General features: G+C 54.0%; 12 protein-coding genes. 2 read left to right on the top strand and 10 right to left on the bottom strand.

Translation table 11 applies throughout. The features are described 5' to 3' along the window. Positions 1 to 38: 38 nt before the first annotated feature. The 3 genes from ACFSUF_RS16910 to ACFSUF_RS16900 all read right to left on the bottom strand — a co-directional run bounded on the left by ACFSUF_RS16910 (position 39) and on the right by ACFSUF_RS16900 (position 4,379). Positions 39 to 1,838 carry a sensor histidine kinase gene (locus ACFSUF_RS16910; RefSeq protein ID WP_377604582.1) on the bottom strand — a complete coding sequence of 600 codons (1,800 nt, stop codon included), beginning with the start codon at positions 1,836 to 1,838 and terminating at the stop codon, positions 39 to 41. Then, entirely contained in the window at positions 1,835 to 3,130 is a 1,296-nt protein-coding gene (locus tag ACFSUF_RS16905) for a response regulator transcription factor (protein WP_377604580.1), read from the bottom strand. Before ACFSUF_RS16905 ends, ACFSUF_RS16910 begins: the two co-directional genes overlap by 4 nt. Positions 3,131 to 3,407: 277 nt before the next feature. Next, the gene (locus ACFSUF_RS16900; protein WP_377604578.1) at positions 3,408 to 4,379 is read right to left on the bottom strand and encodes a hypothetical protein; all 972 of its coding nucleotides are present in this window, start codon (positions 4,377 to 4,379) and stop codon (positions 3,408 to 3,410) included. Between the two features lie 204 nt (positions 4,380 to 4,583). On the opposite strand from ACFSUF_RS16900, the gene ACFSUF_RS16895 reads away from it, so the two are divergent. After that, positions 4,584 to 8,396: a hypothetical protein gene (locus ACFSUF_RS16895; RefSeq protein ID WP_377604576.1), complete on the top strand. Its 3,813-nt coding sequence runs from the start codon at positions 4,584 to 4,586 to the stop codon at positions 8,394 to 8,396. A gap of 91 nt (positions 8,397 to 8,487) precedes the next feature. Here the strand turns inward: ACFSUF_RS16895 and ACFSUF_RS16890 are convergent, their stop codons facing one another. From ACFSUF_RS16890 to ACFSUF_RS16860, 7 genes are all read right to left on the bottom strand, one after another. Next, positions 8,488 to 10,548 (bottom strand): methyl-accepting chemotaxis protein, encoded by a 2,061-nt coding sequence (locus ACFSUF_RS16890; RefSeq protein WP_377604574.1) that lies wholly within the window; start codon positions 10,546 to 10,548, stop codon positions 8,488 to 8,490. Between the two features lie 30 nt (positions 10,549 to 10,578). Continuing rightward, a complete protein-coding gene (locus tag ACFSUF_RS16885) occupies positions 10,579 to 11,604 on the bottom strand; it encodes an asparaginase (RefSeq protein ID WP_377604572.1) in 1,026 nt (341 codons plus the stop codon). Positions 11,605 to 11,639: 35 nt separating this feature from the next. Beyond that, positions 11,640 to 12,614 carry an ABC transporter ATP-binding protein gene (locus tag ACFSUF_RS16880; RefSeq protein ID WP_377604570.1) on the bottom strand — a complete coding sequence of 325 codons (975 nt, stop codon included), beginning with the start codon at positions 12,612 to 12,614 and terminating at the stop codon, positions 11,640 to 11,642. Continuing rightward, positions 12,611 to 13,639, bottom strand: coding sequence for an ABC transporter ATP-binding protein (locus ACFSUF_RS16875; RefSeq protein WP_377604568.1), 1,029 nt, complete (start codon positions 13,637 to 13,639; stop codon positions 12,611 to 12,613). The genes ACFSUF_RS16880 and ACFSUF_RS16875 overlap by 4 nt, the downstream gene beginning before the upstream one ends. A gap of 12 nt (positions 13,640 to 13,651) precedes the next feature. Then, entirely contained in the window at positions 13,652 to 15,262 is a 1,611-nt protein-coding gene (locus ACFSUF_RS16870) for an ABC transporter permease subunit (RefSeq protein WP_377604566.1), read from the bottom strand. A 12-nt stretch (positions 15,263 to 15,274) separates the two neighbouring features. Further along, positions 15,275 to 16,198: an ABC transporter permease gene (locus ACFSUF_RS16865; protein ID WP_377604564.1), complete on the bottom strand. Its 924-nt coding sequence runs from the start codon at positions 16,196 to 16,198 to the stop codon at positions 15,275 to 15,277. A 106-nt stretch (positions 16,199 to 16,304) separates the two neighbouring features. Beyond that, on the bottom strand, positions 16,305 to 17,957 hold the full coding sequence (locus ACFSUF_RS16860) for a glutathione ABC transporter substrate-binding protein (protein ID WP_377604562.1): 1,653 nt from the start codon (positions 17,955 to 17,957) through the stop codon (positions 16,305 to 16,307). 287 nt (positions 17,958 to 18,244) lie between these two features. Here ACFSUF_RS16860 and ACFSUF_RS16855 point away from each other — a divergent pair, with 287 nt between their 5' ends. Continuing rightward, positions 18,245 to 20,404 (top strand): sigma-54 interaction domain-containing protein, encoded by a 2,160-nt coding sequence (locus ACFSUF_RS16855; protein WP_377604560.1) that lies wholly within the window; start codon positions 18,245 to 18,247, stop codon positions 20,402 to 20,404. The last annotated feature ends 268 nt before the right edge of the window (positions 20,405 to 20,672 follow it).

Raw genomic sequence — 20,672 nt, 5'->3', positions numbered from 1 at the left:
GAGCGGAAGGGATAGGAGAATCGCCACTCATTTACGGCTTAATCCAATGGGTCAGCTGTCGATTGTCCCCCTCCGCCGCCGGTTCTCCGTAGAGCTTGTGTGGCGGGAATTCGCAGGCTGATGACAGTTCCTTTGCCCTGCTCACTTCTGATTTCCAGTCCATACTCCTCGCCGAAATACTGCTTCACGGTACGGTTGACAAATCGAAGTCCGATACCCAGTCCCGTTTTCCGTTCCCCTTCTTCCCTCTCCAGTAATTGTTCAACTGTAGCTGCCGACATTCCAATGCCGTCATCTTTTACTTCAATGAAGAAATGCGAATCATCGTCGCCATACAGTCTTACGGTTATGGTCCCGTCACTTTCCTGAAATGCATGATACATGGCATTTTCCACAATTGGTTGTATCAAAAAGCGGACGATACACAGATCTAGTGTGTCCTCGTCCGCATCAAGAACGACTTGAAACCGATGATCGTAACGAATTTGCTGGAGCGCAATGTAATCGTTCAAGGCATTGAGTTCCTCGCGCACCGTTACGATCTCCCCGTCTTTACCGAGGTTATAATGAAGAATGCGCGTGAATATCGACACGAGCTTCACAATTTCATCCTGCCGGTTGATTCGGGCAATCCATTGAATCGTATTCAGTGTGTTGTGAATAAAATGGGGATTGATTTGATGCTTCAGCTTCTCCACTTCCAGTCTTCGTTTGTTCCTCTCCTTCTCCTCCACTTCTGATACAAGCTCCATAATACGCTCACGCATGGTGTAGAACTTCTTAATTAGATCGTCAAATTCCAAAACATGAATGAGGGTCAACGGGCGATCGAACTGATAGTTGCCCAGCAGCATAATCTCTCTTTTGAACAAATTAAGCTTGTCGGCTATGATTTTCCATAAACGCCAGGATAATAGCAGGCAGATCAGAATAGACAAAGAACTGATAATGGCAAAGCGAATAGTCCACAAAAATTGTTCGCGGTTCAGTTCCTTCAGACTGATCAGCTCGGCAACGTACAAATCTCCGCTGCCGGGTGCTACAAATAATTGCATTCTATCGGCTCCCTCACCAATACGCTCTGAATTCGGATTAATCCGTTCGCCGATCTGGACCATGTCAGGATTGCTCGTATACATCACCTTGCCGTCTCCGTCCAGAATAAGGCTGCAGGTTGGGTAACCGTACTCGCTGTTTGAGAAAAGAGTTTGGAGCACTTTGTAATTCGTCTCGATATAAATATAGCTTTCGGGAATACCGCTGATGGATTCCAGCTTCTCCATGACTGAAAAAACCAAAGGGTCACTGTATTTATACATACTCTTGTGGGGGCCGTAGAGGATTCTGCGGTAATCCCTCGCAAGCACCGGATTGGCAAGCGGATCGGCGTCCGTCTTCACAAGTAATGTAGAGAAAAGTATACGCTGATTGTCGGGTATGGACTGATTACCGGGTATATAATAAAACATGGTTCCGATTGAGGGGTTAGAATATGTTAGGAGAGAAAGTCTCGACTCAATGTCATTTTTGATGTTGATCTTGTCCAAAGAAGGCGTATTCGGGTTGAGGTAACGCTCCATCCGTTGGCCGATATCTCCGTCAAAGGCAAGCTGCTTTGAGACATAACCAATATTGTCAAGCACATTCTCCAGCTTATTCCGCACTTCGTTTAGATGGGTTTGAACCCCTCGCTCGATTTTGTTCTGCTGAACGAGGGTGATAGAGTAATATGAAATACCGCCGATTAGAACAATAGGGACAAGAAGCGTGACGAGATGCATCGCCATAATGCGGCTCTGCAGGGTGTAGAACTGAAATTTGTTGCGCAGCTTTATCATAATTTTGTCCGCGTAGGAATCGTTTGTTCGCTCCTGCGATGCCTCAGCCTATACTCCGAAGGTGAAAGCCCCCGATTCCTTTTGAACAGGTGACTGAAGTATTTTTCGTCCTTGAAACCGCTCTGCTCTGAGATGTTATAAACCAGTTCATCCGACTCCTTAAGCAGGCGTTCGGCCGTCATCAACCGGAACATCGTCAGCATTTCATGAAAAGAGCTTCCCGTAATGGGCCGGAAAATCTGCCCAAAATATCCTCGGCTTAGTCCCACATGATGGGCTACACTTTCTTGATTAAGGGGGTCGCTGCAGCGTTCATACATTAGAACTAGTGCCTTATAGATGCTAAGGCAGATGTCCTTGGTATAGGACTGCAGTGTCGAACGAAGAAAATGGCCGCTGACTCGTTTTTTCATGTCATGCCAAAATAATAGGGGATCTCCTTCCGCAATGCCGGGGTTCACATCATGCTCTGACCTAACCAGCGCAAACGCCGCAAGCGTATTTTCAATCAACTGAATAAGCTTGTCTTTCTCGGGCCGCTGCCTCTCCACAAGACGAAACCACTCATTGCACTCAAGGTCGGAGAAAATCCATTTTAAGCTTTTCCACTCTGACTCAATTCGCTGCCAATGAACATCCATGTCTCCCTCTGGAGAAGAAGACCACAGCCATACTCGTTTAGAATAGTGACGGGAATAAAAGTACTGACTCAAGAAATTCCGGTCCTTAGCTTGGATGATCCCAACCGGCTCATCGGTAGCAATGATCGTTGCCCCGTTATCACGTGTTTCCTCCAGTATTGCTTCAAGCGAAGGATAGGTAGAGGTTCCCCTGAATAACTCGTTGTTTTCCAGTAATACAATGCTCCACTTTCTTTCCTCATGCATTAGAGGAACAAATTCGCCTTTCACTTCTTCAAGCCGCAGCCTGATTCGCTGTAAAGCATCTTCAAACATGCGGTCCTCCAGTTGTGTTTTAATTAAGTAATCAATTGCACCCAGCTGCAGCGCCTCTCTCACGTAGTGGAAGTCCTGATGACAAGTCAAGATGACAAAACGGATAGCCGGATAGGATCTTTTAAGCTCCCGAATCAGCTCGATTCCGCTCATGATCGGCATAGCAATATCGGTAAAGACGATATCCGCTCCTCCTTGGGTCTGCGCTAAAAACTGGAGCGCTTTCTCTCCATTGTCCGCTTCGCCGACAACTTCAAACCCGTAAGCACTCCAATCCACTGTATGTATTAATCCCTTACGAACAAAATGCTCGTCTTCGACGATTAGAATTCGCATATCCTGCAACCTCCTTGGCAGACTCCCCACCATAATACCATCAAATTAAGGGTAATCGGTAGAATGGAAGGAGGGGAAATCAGCAGTTGAACTGCAGAGGATCGACAGCCATTCATGAAATTATAGAGAAGTAATTTTTTTTGCATAAGTGACGTTTGTTTTGCTTAAATATAGCATATTTCCTCTACCTTGTTTGAATCCGCGCAGCCGAACTCTTTGGATCAGGATACCCCCTAGGGTATTTCCTGCGTTTGTACAAAAATTCATGTTGTTTTCATCAACCCTGCAATTTTCCTGTAATCTCACAGATTCGGAACGACCAAATATAAGTCTGTTCTCCTGAAGAGATAAACATGTCCAGCTCATCCGGGTTTACAATATATCCGTATGGATCGCGGCCTATGGCGGGGTTGTGATTGCCGTATTTGCCCGTGATCTGCTCAGTCAGCACGGCAAGCGTCGTCCATTCGGACGGAACGGTGCCGTCCAACGCCTCCGCAGCAACCGCCGATACAACCAGTTCGCGGCAGCAGCGGACGGTGCCGTCCCAATCTTTTTCCGCCATCATATAATATAAGTTCCGGATTGGGTCGTAAGCGACATGCGACATGCATAAATCCACGGCTGGCATGCCGTTCTGACCCAGTGTAACCGGCTCGCCCACCAAATAACTGCTCATGTCGGAAAAGTCGCAGTCCGCCGCCTTATAATAATGACCGGCAGCGTCCGCGTCCCGGTAAATCAATTTGAATTTCCCCTTCCGATCTAGGGAAACTTCGGAACACTGCCCGGTGCCCCAATATAGCTCCGCTCCGGAAACAACAGGGTTACCGCTGAATTTTACCCATGGCCCTTCAATGGAATCCGCAAAAGCCATCCCGATCTGGTTATGATTGCAATCCAGCCGGTCGCAGCCAAGATAGAATAATGCCCACCCGTAAACATGCCCCTCATACAAAAACTCGCCCTTCAGCACATCAGGATCACATACATGGATGCAGTCCCAGCCGGTGTCACCCGGCCCCAGCGCATGGGTTTCCTCACTCCATATCCATCCTTGGTCCGTTCTCGTCCCCTTGCGCCAGCCAATGTAATCCACTATGATACCGGAATCCTTGTTCGTACAATAAAAGACATACTTTGTGTTCTCATCCGTCTGAACCACACAAGGCGCGTAATTATAAAATTCCCCCGGAGCCGGAGCAAACAGCTCGGTCAGCCCTCCGTCCAACTGTATAGAAACCGCCATTTCGCAAAATCCTCCTTCACATCGCAATTCATCACAATTCCCTGCCATCGTACCACAGCCGCACTCCCTTCATTAGTACATTCCGGCCGCAGTTTTGTACGAATCGGCTGAATACAAGAGATAGCACTTGCATCTGAATATGTAAGAAAAACCTTCCATCCATGCGGTCGAAATCGCGTACAACTATAAGTGGGATAAGTTCTTTTGTCTCTCTCGGATGCTATAGATCGTACACATCACAAAATCCAACCCAAAGCACAAGGAATTACGATTGTATGCGGTTACATTCAAAATTACAATGAACTTGGTGCCGGGCTAATCCGGCCATACTTTTTTACGGGAGTTGATTTCGTGAAATTCAGCAGAACATGGTCAGGCATGGCATTATCCTTGGCGGTTTTGATGTCGGTGGTTGTTCCGCCTCAATCAAGAGCGGCAGGCAACCAAGGATTCTCGGCGGTTCCGGTCGAAAGCCTGCCCGATCACGGCTTCGTGAATATGGCCCGCCAAACGTTCACCTATGAATCGACAGCAGGGGTTCTTAATCCCGACATTGCGACGGTGGAGGTTGCCGCGCATTGGGATATGATCGAGCATGTGGAAGGTGTCTACAACTGGACACTGATGGATGAAGGCATCCGCAATTGGTCGAGTCAGGGCAAGAAAGTGACGCTGGCCCTTGCCACGGCTGACAATCTCGCAGACGTAACGCCGGAATGGCTGTTCGGGAAGTACAATGTCCGCCGCATTATCGACGGCCAGTGGGATGATTTTGAGCAGAGCCGCAATCGGTATACCCTGTCTTCCCCTGCTCTTCTTACGGAAGATCCGTCCCTGGTGCTTGCGGGCAGCAGGTCGCTTGCCGTGGAGTCGGAGGAAGAAGGCCATCCCGGGTTTCTATCTTCAGTATATTCGATCACGCCGCCCCTTTCGTACTCCGTTCAATTTGACGTCAAGGCGCTTGCCGACTCGACAGTGTGGGTGAAAGCTGTGCCGGCCGATCCGGCTGGCGAGGCAATCTCTTACTCGTGGACGCTCGCCGCGGGCGACTCCGGCACGAAGACGGCCACCTTCCATCTTCAGGGAAAGACCGGCGCCTACAAGATCGTCTGGGGCATGGACGGCCCGGGTTCGCTCGTGCTCGACCATATCAATGCCGTTCCGCTTGCCTCGCCCAAAGTATTGAGGATTCCGGGCTTCCCCAACTATTTTGATCCCGTATTCCGGGAAAAATATGAGAAGCTGGTCAGCGCGATGGCGGAGCGCTACGCAAACCATCCCGGCGTCAACCGCATCATCGTCGGCGGCGTCGGCCGTTGGGAAGAAGTAATGCTCGACAATGATGTGAAGGGCACGCTCGATCCGCAGTGGCTGTCGCTCGGCTATAACAAGGACATGTATCTGGAGCATATCCGCTGGTGTATGGAGCTGTACAAGAAGTATTTTCCGGAAAAACAGCTTCTGATCCAAATGGCCTACGGCCTGCATGAGCAGACCAACCGTAACTTCATCTACCGCCGTGTGGCTCAGCTCGCCGTCGAACGCGGCATCGGCATCAAGCAGAACGGCATGAGCCAGCTCTACGATACGTGGGATGCCTATACGGATGCTTCCTATATGATGAACCGCATGCGCCACAAACCTGGCATTCCAACAATTTATGAAGCGGGCTCGTCGATCGGACAAAATACGAACGAATTCTTCGGGCATCCGATCTCGTTCATCAACCGCGCCATGCTGGACGGTGTGGACGGCCTGTATATGTTCCCTTACGATGTGGCCTCCAAAGAGGTGAACCCCTATTACCATTATGCGCACGAGCAGATGGGGCGGGCGGTCTTCACCAAATTGTATGCCAGACTCGGCGACTTCTCCGGCGAGCAGGCGCGGATGACGCGGTTAGTCAAGATCCGCAATATCTGGCAAGGTCTGCGCCAATATGACGCACCGGGCGCCACGCCGGTCTTTACAACGCTAAACGGCGAGAAGACGGTCATAACCGCAGCGGGCAATTCACGCATCCTGTTCGATGTGGACGATCGCCAGCAGTATAACACGATGTACGGCACGACGATCAGTGTCGACTATTTCGATCAGGGCACCGACCGGTTCAGCCTGTCGCTGTACCATAACAGCGACGGCACCTGGCAAACGCTCGGCACTGTGCAGAAAACCGGCACCGGCCAGTGGAAGACGGCCGTATTCCATGATACCGACTGGGCCGATTCGCCCCGCAATAGCGGCAAGGATGTTCAGAACGATCTGATCATCGACGATTTGGGCGACGGCACAGAAGCGATCCGCTATGCCGAGATCAACTTCGTGCCTGCCGGCGAGTGGCGGGAGGAAGAAGCGGCTTCCAGCCTGCCGGGCAGCGAAGCCGAAGTGCTGACGGAAAGCCTCAGCATGGAGTTTACCGTTGCGCCGGGAACAGCCGTAAGCTCTGTGGAAATTCCGGTCTGGACTGCGAATAACGAGCCCAATAGCCTGACCGGCACGATCTATAAGAAGATCGGCGGCACGTTCAAGGCTGTGACCTCCAAGGAATACTTTTATCCAGCGGATAAAGACTGGTTCCATATTCCTGTCCCCGGCACGCTGGAGACCGATACTTACCGGATCGTGCTTGATCGGCCGGAGGGATCCGTCGGCTGGTACAAGGCGGCGGACGGCAGCCTAGCTTACCGGGTGAATCGGTACGTGACGGAGCAGGCGGCCCGCTCCGAACGCACCGGCAAAGTGACGGTCGAACGCACCGACTCCCTGGCTGCGGTATTCGAAAGTCTGCGGCCTTTCAACGGCGTCGACGTCGAGATCGAGGGCGTAAAGCCCGGCACGGCTTTCAACTTCAGGCTGTACAAGAAGCTCGGCACGGACCAGTGGTCGGCAGCCGGCGAAGCGCAGACCTTTACCCCTGTTCCCGGAAAGTCGGCCGTACGGATTCATTTCATGCCGCAAACCGAAGGGGTATACCGAATGGAACTGGAATCGGCAGCCGGCGACAAGGTTCAAGTGCGCAAGATTGACGGTCAGCCGATCGTTTCTCCGCTTGCTCTTGTCCGTAAGCAGGCGGTGAAGATGGCCACTCATCCGACGCCCGAGATGACGGTTCAAGGGTGGACATTCAGCGAATCGGGGGACCACGGTTTGCAGGGCTGGACGCTGCAAAACGGCTTCAAGCAGGCCAAAATTACGGAAGGGCGACTGTATGCGGAGCTGCAATTCGGCGTCAAGTCGCTGACCTCGCCGGACCAGCTTCGGCTTGCCGCCTCAAAGGCGCAGCTGATTTCCTTCCGCCTGAAGAACGGCACCGGCTCGCCAATGGCGAAAGTATCCTGGAAGTCGGCAGGCGTCTGGAAGCCCGAACAGTCCGTTCTGGTGCCGGTTGTGGCCAATGATGCCGAATACCGCACCTATGCGTTCCCGATCGGACGCAATGCGAACTGGCAAGGAGTGATCGACCAGCTCGTTATTGAACCGGTTACCGGACACGGCTATAGCGGGGCGATCGAGATCGGCGATATCGCCGTAACAGAGCCGAAGACGCTCGCTTCCTGGCAGTTCGATTATACGTACGACGCTTTCTATAATCCGGCGAAACCCGGTCTATTCCCGATCGCCGGTGGTGTGATGGAAGCCCGCTTCGAGACGGGGCTCCCGCGCATCATGTCCCAGAACTGGTCCGCCTACTTCTTCGCGGAGCCCGGCCAGAAGATCGAGCTCAAGGTAAAAAACGACACGGACATCACCGACTGGCTTCTGCGCTTCCGTTACAAGTCGAACGTACGGGAAGGCGCCATCAATCTTTATGATCAGGCACCCTTCTCCGATGCTTTTACGGGCACGGTGCCATTCACGATGACGGCCCGTGACGACGGGTTTACGACCTACACGATCGATCCGACCGTGAATCCGCTGTGGAAAGGCGAACTGCTGACCATCTATGTGGAAGCTGCACAGCCGATCGCCCAACCGGGTGCGCTGTATGTGGACTCCATTCGCATCTATCGGGATTGAAGAAGGCGGCGCATGACGCTTCGTTACAAGCAATTGGTTAATAATGTAAAAAAGGACCTCCACCGGATTACCCGGCGGAGGTCCTTTTGGGCTACAGCTGAAATTTCGAAGAAGCCGTCACCAGCTGCTCGGACAGCTTCTGAAGTTGTTCCGCCTCTTTGCGGATCGACTGGATAGATTGCCGCTGGATATCGCTTACCGATACGATTTCGGATGACGATGCGGCGGATTCACGAGAAATAAGCTCCACTTCCTGCATGCCCGCCACCAGCGAACGGGCAGCGTCTGACACTTCCTGAAAAGAACTCTGCATCAGGCCCAAATCGGAAGACACCTTCTCCATCTGGGCGGCAATGGTCCCCAATGCCAAGCCTGTCCGCTCCACCGCAAGCCCTTGCCTGCGGCCATGCTGCTCCAGATGCTGGACCCCTGTTTGAAGCTTCCGCATCCCGGACTCCATGACTCCTACAGAGGAGCGGATGCTTTGCAGCTCCAGCTTGCTCCGGCTGGCCAGTTTCTTAATTTCCGCGGAAACGACGGCAAAGCCCCTTCCATGTTCCCCGGCACGCGCAGCTTCTATAGCCGCATTCATTGCAATCAGATTAATCATATTGGATAATTCCTCGATGGTCGCGACCATACGGTTGATTTCGGAGGCAGAGCCGGAAGTATCTTTAATATCCTGTACAAATTGCTCGCCTACCTGCCGGTACGCATCATGCACTTCCCGGAGCGCTTCCATTTCCGCAAGACCGCTTCGCCCGCTCTCCTCGGTCGCCGCTGCCTGATGGGCAATACTATCGGCCGCTTGGTGCACCTGACCCAGCTGATGATGAATCCGGTTCAGCCAAGCCATGCCTTCATTCAGCCTGTGTTCCTGTTCTACCGCACCTTCCGCGATCCTCCGGATCAGATCATTGGCTTGTTCCGACACTTGCTCGGCCTGAATTGATGAAGAGGTTACCGTATTGGACGAAACAGAGAGTTGAGCTGAAGCATCCAATACACCCCGGAGAGCTCCGGACATTTTGCCTGCCATTTCATTGAACGTATCAGCCAGTTCCTGCAGCTCCGCTTCCTTCACGCCTGATGCCCGGTGCCGGAGATCCCCCTGCCCGATCATGCGGGCGCTGCCGCGCAAGGAACCGATCGACAGCGAGACAGATCGGATGATGGCCATGCCCGTACCTGCCATAAGAATTAAAGCCAGAAGGAGGAGCAGAACCTGCAACATTTGTAAGGAAGACAGCATCTTGGCCTTCTTCTGTTCGATCCTCGCCGCATCGGATTGGAGTCCCTGATTCAATGTGCCCGCCAGCTGATCCATGCGATTTTGTAATTCGAAAAGCGACTTGTTATTGATGGACTGCTCTTCGGCCAAGGAGGTAACACTCTCAAAACCCTTACCATACTTGGTAAGATTCCGAAGAAGAATAGATCGTTCTGCCTCCAACAGACCGGAGGAACCGATCCGGCTCTTCATCTCATTCAATGTTGCAGCAAAAGGCTGCCTGACCGCCTGGTCCCGCCTCCAAAGAAATTCCTTCTCCATGCCGCGCAAATGCAGCATACCGGCGAGAAGCTCCAGCTGATTATTTGCACGAACCGTATTCTCAAAAGAGGTAGCCGAATATACCATATCCGTAATGAGCGCGTTCATATCCTGCACTTGTTTCAACAATGCTTCCGCCAGAGTTCCATAGGCTTTACTATCTGTACGGAGCTGTTCCAACTGCCCGGGTGCAACGGAAAGGTCCTCCGTAGTCCTGATTTGGCCAACCATCTCATCAATGTCCGCGATACTTTCCTTGAGCCTTGTCCCCCGGCCCGGGTCCATGGAAGCCAGCAGCTCCTCTTGTGCCAGCTTCGCTTCCCGCAGCAATTCGCGGATCCGGCCGCCGGCTTCTCTGGCCTCTCCTACCTGGCGGACTTTCTTGTCGGCCTTGCTATATTCCCCTTGGGTGTAAAAAACCGCTGCGCCCAGCAAAAGCAAGCCGAGCACAGCGATACTAACCAGCATGATGATCTTGTTCCGGATGGAGCCCCGCGGCCCGGTTCTCCCGTGTATAGCAGCTCTCTCCATCCGGACACTCCACTTGTTCCATAGCAACCGCAGCTGCCGCAGCCTCGGCCCTTCCGGCTTCTTCAGCATTTTCTCCCCACTCCTCGTCCCTACCCAAACTTACATGGCACTTTTGCGGTTTCTCAGCTGAAATACAGGCTCGATGGCGCCGACAATATCGTTTAACCGGTTGGTTACAGCCGGCTGATGGTAACCTATTAGTTTCTGTCTGCGTTCTTCATTCAAAAATCCAAGCTGATGCAGCGTCTCTACCGCCGCAGGGTAGGCCGCTCTAGCCTGCCCGTCTTCGATCTTCACGGCAATGCCCAGCCCTTCCTTGACCAGGCCGATGCCGTAGACGCCTTCCGCGCCCGCTTTCGCTACCACTTCTCCGCCGGAAACGCGCATCAGGTCCGTGCATAAGACGTCTCTTCCCGCCACCATTTCGGGATGTGACGTCATTGCTCCGGCTATGCGGGATAACGACTGCTGCAGCCTGTTCGAAGACTCCATCGATTCCGGCCGAGCCAGGCGCGCATAGATTAAGGCCAGCCGGTCCAGCGGCATGCCGTACGTAGGCACTCCGCAGCCGTCAACGGCGGTAATCAGCTGGTCCTCCGGCAGCCCGGTTACTTCGCACAAGGCACCCGCGATCATCCTTTGTACGGGGTGATCAGGTAAGTGATACGTGCCGGTATCGCTCTGTAGAAATTTAGCCAGCGCGAGCATGCCTGCATGTTTGCCGGAACAGTTGTTATGCACCGTGCAGGCATGTCCCCCGCTCCGCAGAAGGTCATGGCTGCTTTGCACATCATACGGCAAATGAGCGCCACACTGCAGCTTTTCCTCACCTAAACCCAAACGGTGTAAAATTCCTCTCACCGCATGGACATGAATATCTTCTCCGTTATGGGAACCGCAGCATAGCGCAAGCTCCCTGTCCGTCATCAAATAACGCTCGGCAGCCCCCGACTGCACCAGGGGAAGTGCCTGGACAGGCTTCAAAGCCGACCGGGTAAACGTAACTCTGCGGGGATCTCCGACAGAATAAAGCAGCCGTCCGGACGCATCCGTTACCGCAATGTGTCCGTGATGAACGCTCTCCGTGTAGGGTCCCCTTTTGACAGCGACCAATGGTTCTTGCATGCGGGACCTCCTTTAGTTTAAAACGGAAATGTGAGTTAACCATATAAATGACAGGCAACCGAGCGCCCGGCACCCATGTCCGTCATTAGCGGAAGAACCTCCCGGCACCGGTCCATCACATGCGGACAGCGGGTTGAGAAGGCACAGCCTTTCGGCGGATCCGCCGGGGAAGGCACCTCGCCGCGCAGCACGATCCGCTCCTTGCCCGATCTAGGATGCGAACGCGGAATGGCCGACAGCAGCGATTGTGTGTACGGATGCAGCGGCTCTTCGTACAAGGCCTTGGCTGGAGCGAGTTCCGCCATCCTGCCCAGGTACATCACGCCGATCCGGTGGCTGATATGCTTCACCACGGCCAAGTCATGCGAGATGAACAAGAAACTGACGCCAAGCTGCTTCTGCAAATCTGTCATCAAATTGATAATTTGAGATTGGATGGAAACATCCAGAGCCGATACCGGCTCGTCGGCCACTACAATTTGCGGCCGCAGCACCAGCGCACGGGCAATACAGATCCGTTGGCGCTGACCGCCGGAGAACTCATGCGCGTACCGGTGCAGCTGCTTCGAATTTAAGCCGCACAGCTCCATCACTTCAGTGATCTGCTTCAGTTGCTCCGCACGGCTGCCGGCATGGTGCGCCTCCAGCGGCTCCCTCAGAATGTTCTCCACCGTCATCCGCGGATTCAGCGAGGAATAGGGATCCTGAAACACCATCTGCATATTTTTCCGCTTAGCCCGCAGCTGCTCTGTCCCCAGGCCGGACAATTCTTCCCCTTCGAACAGCACCGTACCGGATGTAGGCTTGATCAGCTGCATGACGGCACGGCCCGTCGTCGATTTGCCGCAGCCGGACTCGCCTACAATCCCCAGCGTTTCTCCTCTCGCTAATTGGAAGGAGACATCGTCTACCGCCTTCACATAGCCCGTTGTCTTTTGAAAAAAACCGCTTTTGATCGGGAAATATACTTTTAAATTTTCTACATGAAGCAGAAGATTGTCGTTCGTCATGATGAAGTCCCTCCTGAAACGGGGGCAGCTCCCGCTGCAATTTCCCCAAGCGCACTTTCCCCGGCCAGCCAGCAGCGGACACGGTGCCCCTCACCGGAAACTTCCAGCTTCGGATGGTTCTGCCGGCATATATCCTGAGCCAGCTCGCACCTGGGCGCAAATCGGCAGCCCTCCAGAATCGTGCCCGCCGGAGGCACCTGGCCGGGGATCGAATAGAGGCTCTCCCGTTCCTCATCCAGATCCGGCTTCGACTGCATCAATCCCCGGGTATACGGATGCATCGGACGGTCGAACAGTCCTTCCGTCGAGGCCTCTTCCACAATCTCGCCGGCGTACATGACCATGACCCTGTCGCACATTTCGGCGATGACACCGAGATCATGCGTAATCAGCATAATCGATGTTCCGGTTTCTTCCTTCAGCTGCTTCATCAGATCCAGAATCTGCGCCTGTATGGTCACATCCAATGCAGTTGTCGGCTCATCCGCAATGAGCAGTTCGGGCTTACATGCCAAGCCCATCGCAATCATGACACGCTGCCTCATCCCGCCCGACAGCTGGAACGGAAAGCTCTTGTAGATTTGTTCCGCACGGGCGATACCAACCGTCATGAGCATCTCGATCGAACGGCGTTTCGCTTCCTCCTTCGGCACGTTCTGATGCAGCAGTATGGCTTCGTCCAGCTGTTTGCCGATCCGGAACACCGGGTTCAACGAAGTCATCGGTTCCTGAAAGATCATCGACACCTCGTTGCCGCGCACGTTCCGCATCTCGCGCTCACTCAGCTTTAGCAAATCCTTTCCCTTCAAGCGGATGCTCCCCGATTTGATCCGCCCGGGAGGCGCAGGAATCAACCGCATCACCGACAGGGACGTCATGCTTTTGCCGCAGCCGGACTCGCCGACGACTCCCAGCGTTTCTCCTTTTTGAATATGAAAAGATACGCCGTTCACGACATGAAATTCCCTGCCGCCCCCGGACATCGTCACTTCCAGGCCTTCCACTTCCAGCACATGTTCCGTCATCGCTACCGCCTCCTAGTCTTTCAGTTTCGGATCCAGCGCATCCCGCAGTCCGTCGCCCAGAATGTTGAAACACAGCACCGTCACCAGAATCGCAAGACCGGGAAACAGAATCGGGAAGAACAGGCCCTGGCTGTTATTTTTGGCGGCATTCAGCATCGCGCCCCACTCCGGAGCCGTAACGTCCGCTCCAAGTCCCAAATAACTGAGGCCCGCTCCGATCAGAATCGCGCTCCCCACCCGCATCGTCAGATAAATCATAATAACCGATACCGTACCGGGAAAAATATGGCGCCGAATAATCACCGAATTTTTCACGCCGATCGAACGGGCCGCTTCCACATAGGTCATCTGCTTCAAAGACAGCACGCTGCCCCGCACAATGCGGGTGAAAATAGGAACCGTAAAGGTAGCGACCGCCAAAATCACGTTCACGGTCCCCGGCCCCAGCACGGCGATAACGAAGATCGCAAGCAGCATACCCGGAAACGACAGCAAAATATCCGCTCCGCGCGTAATGAGCGTATCCAGCCGCCCGCCGTAATAGCCGGACAACAAGCCGAACAGCACGCCCAGCGCCGCCCCGATGAACACGCTCACAAAACCGATGATCAGTGTTTGCGTGGTTCCCGCAATAATCCGGCTGAAAATATCCCGGTTCGCATGATCCGTACCGAACCAATGGCGCTCGGACGGCGGCTGATGCTTATGCAGGTCCTCCAGCTGCGCGTACGTCTGCGGCAGCCCAAGACCTGCGAGCATCGGCTCCGCAGAGGCCGCCGCTCCAACAGGAACGGTCACCAGCGATGATACATCGCCTACGGTCACCTTGACCGTTCCGGCCCCTTCGCGCAGCGCCGACACCGTTCCGTCCGGCGCCACGCTGACCACCTGCGGCGTAAGCGAAGCATACGCCACGCCAGGCGCGGCCTTCGCCGTATCCGCCGTCACGAAGCCGTTGTCGGCGGGCTTCTCCGCCTCGCCCTTGCCGAAAGCATCGGCGGCCCAACCCTCTACAGCCGCCGTATCGGCCAGGCGGCTGCCGTCGGTCAGCACACCGCTCAGCGCAAGCTTCGCGGTGCCGCCAACCTCGAGCGGCGCCGCCGGTCCCGCCGGCGTCAGCTGCGACAGCACAGGTGCACGCTCCTCCGTCGATACGCCGACCTCTACCACAGCGGACACCTGTCCGCTGCGGATCACAATCGCCGTATCGCCGCGGGTCACCGCCTGCACCATGATGCCGCCGGCTTCCGCCTGCGGACGGGCCACTTCCCGCTTGCCGCTCTCGGCGGTCAGCTGCGGGATCTCCTTCACCGTCGTTCCGTCGCTCATCCGGCCGAGCACCTTGGCCTTCCAAGCGCCCAAAGACGACACGTCGATCCCGCGCTCAGCATACTGATCCGTCACCGGACGCGACGGATCGTACGGCGTCAGCAGCGGCGCAAAGACGGCGACCAGCACAATCAGCAGGATCACGATCCCTGCCGTCACCGCCAGCCGCTGCTTCAGAAACTTCTGTAGAAACGCCCCGAAAGGCGTATACACTTTCTCTTGATCTTTCTTATGGACAGCAGCCCCGGCTAAGGGGACCCCCTGCCCGGAAGGAGAAGTTGCAGTTGGTTTCATGTAGGCTCTCCTTTATTCATAACGGATTTGCGGGTTCAACAGCCCGTAGCTGATGTCCACCAGCAGATTGACAATCAGGAACTGAAACGAGAAGAGCAGAATCAGCGCCTGTACGACCGGATAGTCCCGGCTGGAAATCGAATCGACTAGCAAGGCGCCCAACCCCGGATAAGCGAAGACACTCTCCACGACGGATGCCCCGCCGATCAGAAAGCCGAACTGAAGCCCGGTCATCGTAACGACGGGAATCAGTGCGTTGCGCAGGACGTGCGACCATACGACAACGCTTTCTTTTTGCCCTTTGGCACGGGCCGTCCGGACGTAATCCTCCCTCATGACTTCCAGCACGCTCGCCCGGGTAAACCTGGCGATGACAGCCGCTACGCCGAGTCCCAGCGTCAACGAAGGAAGAATGAGATGCTGCCAGCTCCCGGCTCCGCCCGACGGCAGCCAGCCCAGCTGAACGGAGAATACTTGAACAAGCACCATACCGAACCAGAATTCGGGTACGCTGAGCGCCGTGATGGTCGATACCATCCCCAACCGGTCCCATATCGAGTTTCGTTTTGTTGCGGAAATAATGCCCGCCAGCAGGCCGAACACAATCGCCCATACCATCGCAGCCATAGTCAGCACTACCGTAGACCAGCCTCTTTCCAGCAGCTGCCCGGCTACATCCGACTTCGTCCGGTAGGACGTGCCGAAATCGCCTTGGGTAACCATACCGTACAGATATTTGCCGTACTGCACGATCAGCGGATCGTCGAAGCCTTCCAGTTTTTTATACTTCTCATATGTGGCTTTATCCAGGTCGTTGCCGTAAATGATCCGGATCGGATCCGAAGGCGTCAGACGAATCAGCATGAAGGACAGGATGGAGACGATGAGAAGAATCGGGATGATGCCAAAAACGCGTTTTACGAGATATACCAGCAACCGACTCCCTACTTTCTTTCTGAAATTTCAAGATAACCGGCGCACAGGCGGCCGTACCGCAAGAGGCTTCATACCCCGTAACGCCAGACCGCCCGGCCGGAACAGCTTATTGCTTCACTGCGTTGTTCAAATCGATATAACCGTTAGGAATAATAACGACATTGCCCACGCTCTTGCGTTTTCCGATAATGGATTCCGGTTCGAACAGGAACGTCCATGCCGCATCGTCGTATACGATTTTTTGGATCTTTGCGTACATTTCCTGCGCTTTCGCTGCATCCGGAGTAGCCAAGGCTTCGTCCAGCAGCTTATCTACTTCTTTGTTGATGTAGAAGTTACTGTTGTTATAGTTCGGCGGGATACGTGTGGAGTGGAAGTTCGGACGAAGTCCCCAGTCTGCTTCGCCAGTACCTGGCGACCAGCGGCCGATGAACATATCCAGCTCTTTGCCTGCATCCAGCTTGTCGAACATTGTACCGGATTCCAGCGGAACGACTTTGGCGTTAATGCCGATTTTGCTCAATTGAATGGACACGTTTTCTGCAATAGCGATGAATTCCGTTTCGTTCCGGGTCCAAAGCGTAGCGTCAAAGCCTTTTTCAAAACCGGCCTTCTTCATCAGTTCTTTCGCTTTTTCCACATCATACGCATATGGAGTCTGCGCGGAGTAACCTACCACGTTCGGTGCAATCGCAGAGTCTGCAATACGGCCGTACCCGTTCTCCACCTGCGCGATCAGCTGATCTTTGTCGATAGCATAGTTCATAGCCTGGCGCACTTCGACTTTGCTGTACTGCTTCTTCTTGATATTCGCACCTACATAGTACACGTCCATGGAAGGCGTTTTGGCGATGTCTAGGTCAGCGTTGCCTTCGAGCTCTTTCGCGCTCAGGGAAGGAACATTTTTCACCAGATCCAGTTCACCGGTTTTCAGCATGTTCACACGAGTGCTTGCTTCCGTTACCGGTTTATACACGATGCTTTCGAGCTTTGCCGTATGTTCTTTATCCCAGTAGCCGTCGTAAGGAACCACCTTCACATACTGGCCGTCCTTCCACTCCGCAAACTTGAACGGGCCGGTACCTACCGGAGTGCGGTCGAGGTTGTAGTTCGGGTCTTTCTTCTTCTTGTCCAGCTCCAGCGGCGAGATGATGGAACCTGCGGAATGCGTCATGTAAGCAGCCATAGCGGAGTTCGGATCTTTGGAAGTAATCGTCAGGTGCAGGTCGTCCGTAACCTTAATGTCTTCAATGAAACTGAAAAAGCTTGCACGGGCCTGCTGGTTATCCTTGTTGCGAACAAAATCCAGTGCGTCCTTCACCACTTGCGCCGTCAGCTTCGATCCGTCATGGAACGTAACGCCTTCACGCAGTGTGAATGTAATGGATTTGGCATCCGCACTCAATTCATAGGAAGCAGCGAGAGACGGTTGAATTTTCATGTTCTGGTCCAGCTTGAGAAGCCCTTCAAACATACTGCCTTGGACGCCGGTCGAGTTGCCGTCTGTCGAGTTGTAAGGGTTCAGCGAGGTCGGCTCCGCTTCAATCCCCACGTTCAGCGTTTGTTTCACAGGTTCAGGCGCAGGCTCTGCAGCGGTTGCGTCCGCGTCCTTCGTTTCGGTCGTGTTCGCCGCCTTGTTGCCCTCCTTATTTTGCGCGTTCTCCGTTGTGTTTGCGTTGTTGTTGCTGCTGCAAGCCGACAGCCATGTCACCGAAAGCATCAGCACCAGCAGTACGGACAGCCATTTGCGTTGTTTCAAAACCCATCTCCCCTTCTCCCAAAAAAGTTCAATTATGACAAGAAACCCGAGACCCTGGGCCAAGAGTTCTTCTACTTGAGTAATTAGCAAAATTGATGCCAACTGTTCCTCGCGTCAGGATACATAACACAAAACCACGTTCCCGTTTAAAACCTGATGATATGAAGCGCATACATTTTTCAACAAAAAAAGGATTGATAGGTTTCCTGACACTTTGTTATGATATGGGTATCATTGGTTGAGTACTGGTTCACCCATAAACGCATCCGGAGGAGTGAAACTCGTTCATGAACGCGCACACCTTAACTTTACTTACTGGCACTAAAGAGACCCGGAAGACGCTTCACGCGCAGCTGCAGCTGATAATCGGGGACTATGTGGATGTCGAGAGCTACTCGCTGGAAGAAGAGAACATTCCCGCCGTGATCGGCAATCGGCTTGTCCTGCTGTCCACCCACCTCATTCAGGACGAAGTGTCGGAGTTCATCGGCGAAGGGTGCCACATCCTTACCGCGGACCGGATTACGAACTATGAACATATCGATAAACTTTTGTATTTGCCCAAAGGCACCAAAGCGCTCTACGTGAATGATTTTCCGGAAACCGTCCATGAGTCCATTACCAACCTTATCGAGCTCGGCATTGATCATATCGAATATATTCCTTATTATCCCGGCAAAAAGAACCTTCAGCGCGTCCCCCTGGCCATTACTCCCGGCGAATTTGAACTGGTTCCCGAATATGTTACGGAGACGATTAACATCGGACCCCGGCTGATTGACATCACGACCATCACGACCGTCATCCGCTGGTTCGGCCTGCCCGACGAGGTAGGAAGGGAAATTTCCAATCGTTTTACCGGCAAAATCATCGAGCTCAGCAAAAAGCTGTCTCAAACCATCAGCGAAACCGGTCAGCTGAACAACCACTTCAAGCATGTGCTGAACGGAGTGAATGACGGGATTATGGCGGTGGACGGCAAAGGACGCATTACCGTGTTTAATGAAATTTTAGAAACGGCGCTGCGCATGTCCCCGCGTTACGCGATCGGGCGGCCGTTGTCCGAAGTAATCACGAACGGCGAACTGGTCAGATACATCACTTCTACTACTGTGGACGGAACGGGCCAGTGCTTTACGCTGAACCAGACCGATTTTATGGTGGAACGGCTGCACCTGACCACGGAGGACAGCATTGTAGTTACGTTCAAAGATATGCATGAGACGATCAAAATGGAGCGCACCCTCCGGCGGGAACTCGTCAAAAAAGGGTTTGTCGCCAAATATACGTTCCAGGATATCGTCGGGGACAGTCCGCTGCTGAACAAAACAAAGGATGTAGCCAAAAAGCTGGCCAAAACCGATCTCAACGTGCTGATCGAGGGCGAAAGCGGGACGGGCAAGGAGCTGTTTGCCAGCGCGATTCACAACGAGTCGCTCCGGGGCCAGCAGACATTTCTTGCGATCAACTTCAGTGCCTTGTCGGAGGATCTAATCGAGAGCGAGCTGTTCGGATACGAAGACGGAGCGTTTACGGGGGCCAAAAAAGGCGGCAAAACCGGCCTGTTCGAGCAGGCCAACGGAGGCACGATCTTTCTTGACGAGATCGGGGACATTTCGTTGAAGCTGCAGGCGCGTCTGCTGCGGGTGCTGCAGGAGAAGGAAATTATGCGGATCGGCGGCAGCAAAATCATCCCGATCGATGTGCGCGTCATCGCTGCTACGAACAAGGATCTCTTGAAAATGATTGAGCTGGGCAAGTTCCGGGAGGACTTGTATCATCGCCTGAAAGTGCTGTACCTGCACTTGCCGGAGCTGCGCAAGCGTAAAGAGGATATTTCCCGGCTGATCCGGCATTTTATCCGGGGGAGCGGCCGGGATAATGTGGTTATTCAGCCGGAAGTGCTGCATCGGCTGACACAGTATGAGTGGTACGGCAATATCCGCGAACTGAAGAATACGCTGGATTACATGCTTGCCGTCTGTGACGGGACAACGGTGACGTTGAACGACATCCCGGAGGAGCATTTCTTCCAGCGCAGCGCGGCGGGCGAGCGCGGGGAACTGCTTTACCGCTCGGACGGCCGTGCGTCCGGCGGAGGGCGCCCGGGGCCGGGCGGCAGCTCGGGGGCGCGGGGCTACGGCGGCGGAGCCGGAAGCGGCGAGGCGGTGGTGACGGCGGTGTCGGATGAAGAGGAAATGCTCTTCATCCTGGAGACCGTCTACCTGTACAACCGCTCCGGCGAGCCTGTCGGCAGGCAGAAGATTGCCGACAAGTCCGCCAAGAGCCGCAAGCCCCTCACCGAGCAGCAGATCCGGCACCGCGTAGAGCTGCTCGAGCAGATGGGCTGCCTGCTCGTCAGCCGCGGCCGGACCGGCATCAAGCTGACGCAGGCCGGTCTCGACAAGCTCACCGCCTCGGGCGTACCGCTCTCGGCGGTGACTTAGGCGACGAGTTGCCCCGCTTCTCCCATTCAGCGTTGAAAGTAATCAATTACCATAATTAGCACCCAAATTACCATAATACAGCCCATTTTCAACTCTAGCTCCTAGCAAAAGACCATGAATTACCATAATACGACGTTTTCACGACGCAATATGGTAATTCGTGGTTGTATTTTCGTTATTCCCCGCCATATCGCTGAAAATATAGTAATTCGGCAGCATATCATGGAAATCCATCACCATAATGCGCCGCCCGCACCATTTGACCCTA

The sequence above is a fragment of the Paenibacillus gansuensis genome (assembly GCF_042684925.1).
Lineage (GTDB): Bacteria > Bacillota > Bacilli > Paenibacillales > DY6 > Paenibacillus_N > Paenibacillus_N gansuensis.
This window is presented reverse-complemented; position numbering and strand designations above follow the sequence as displayed.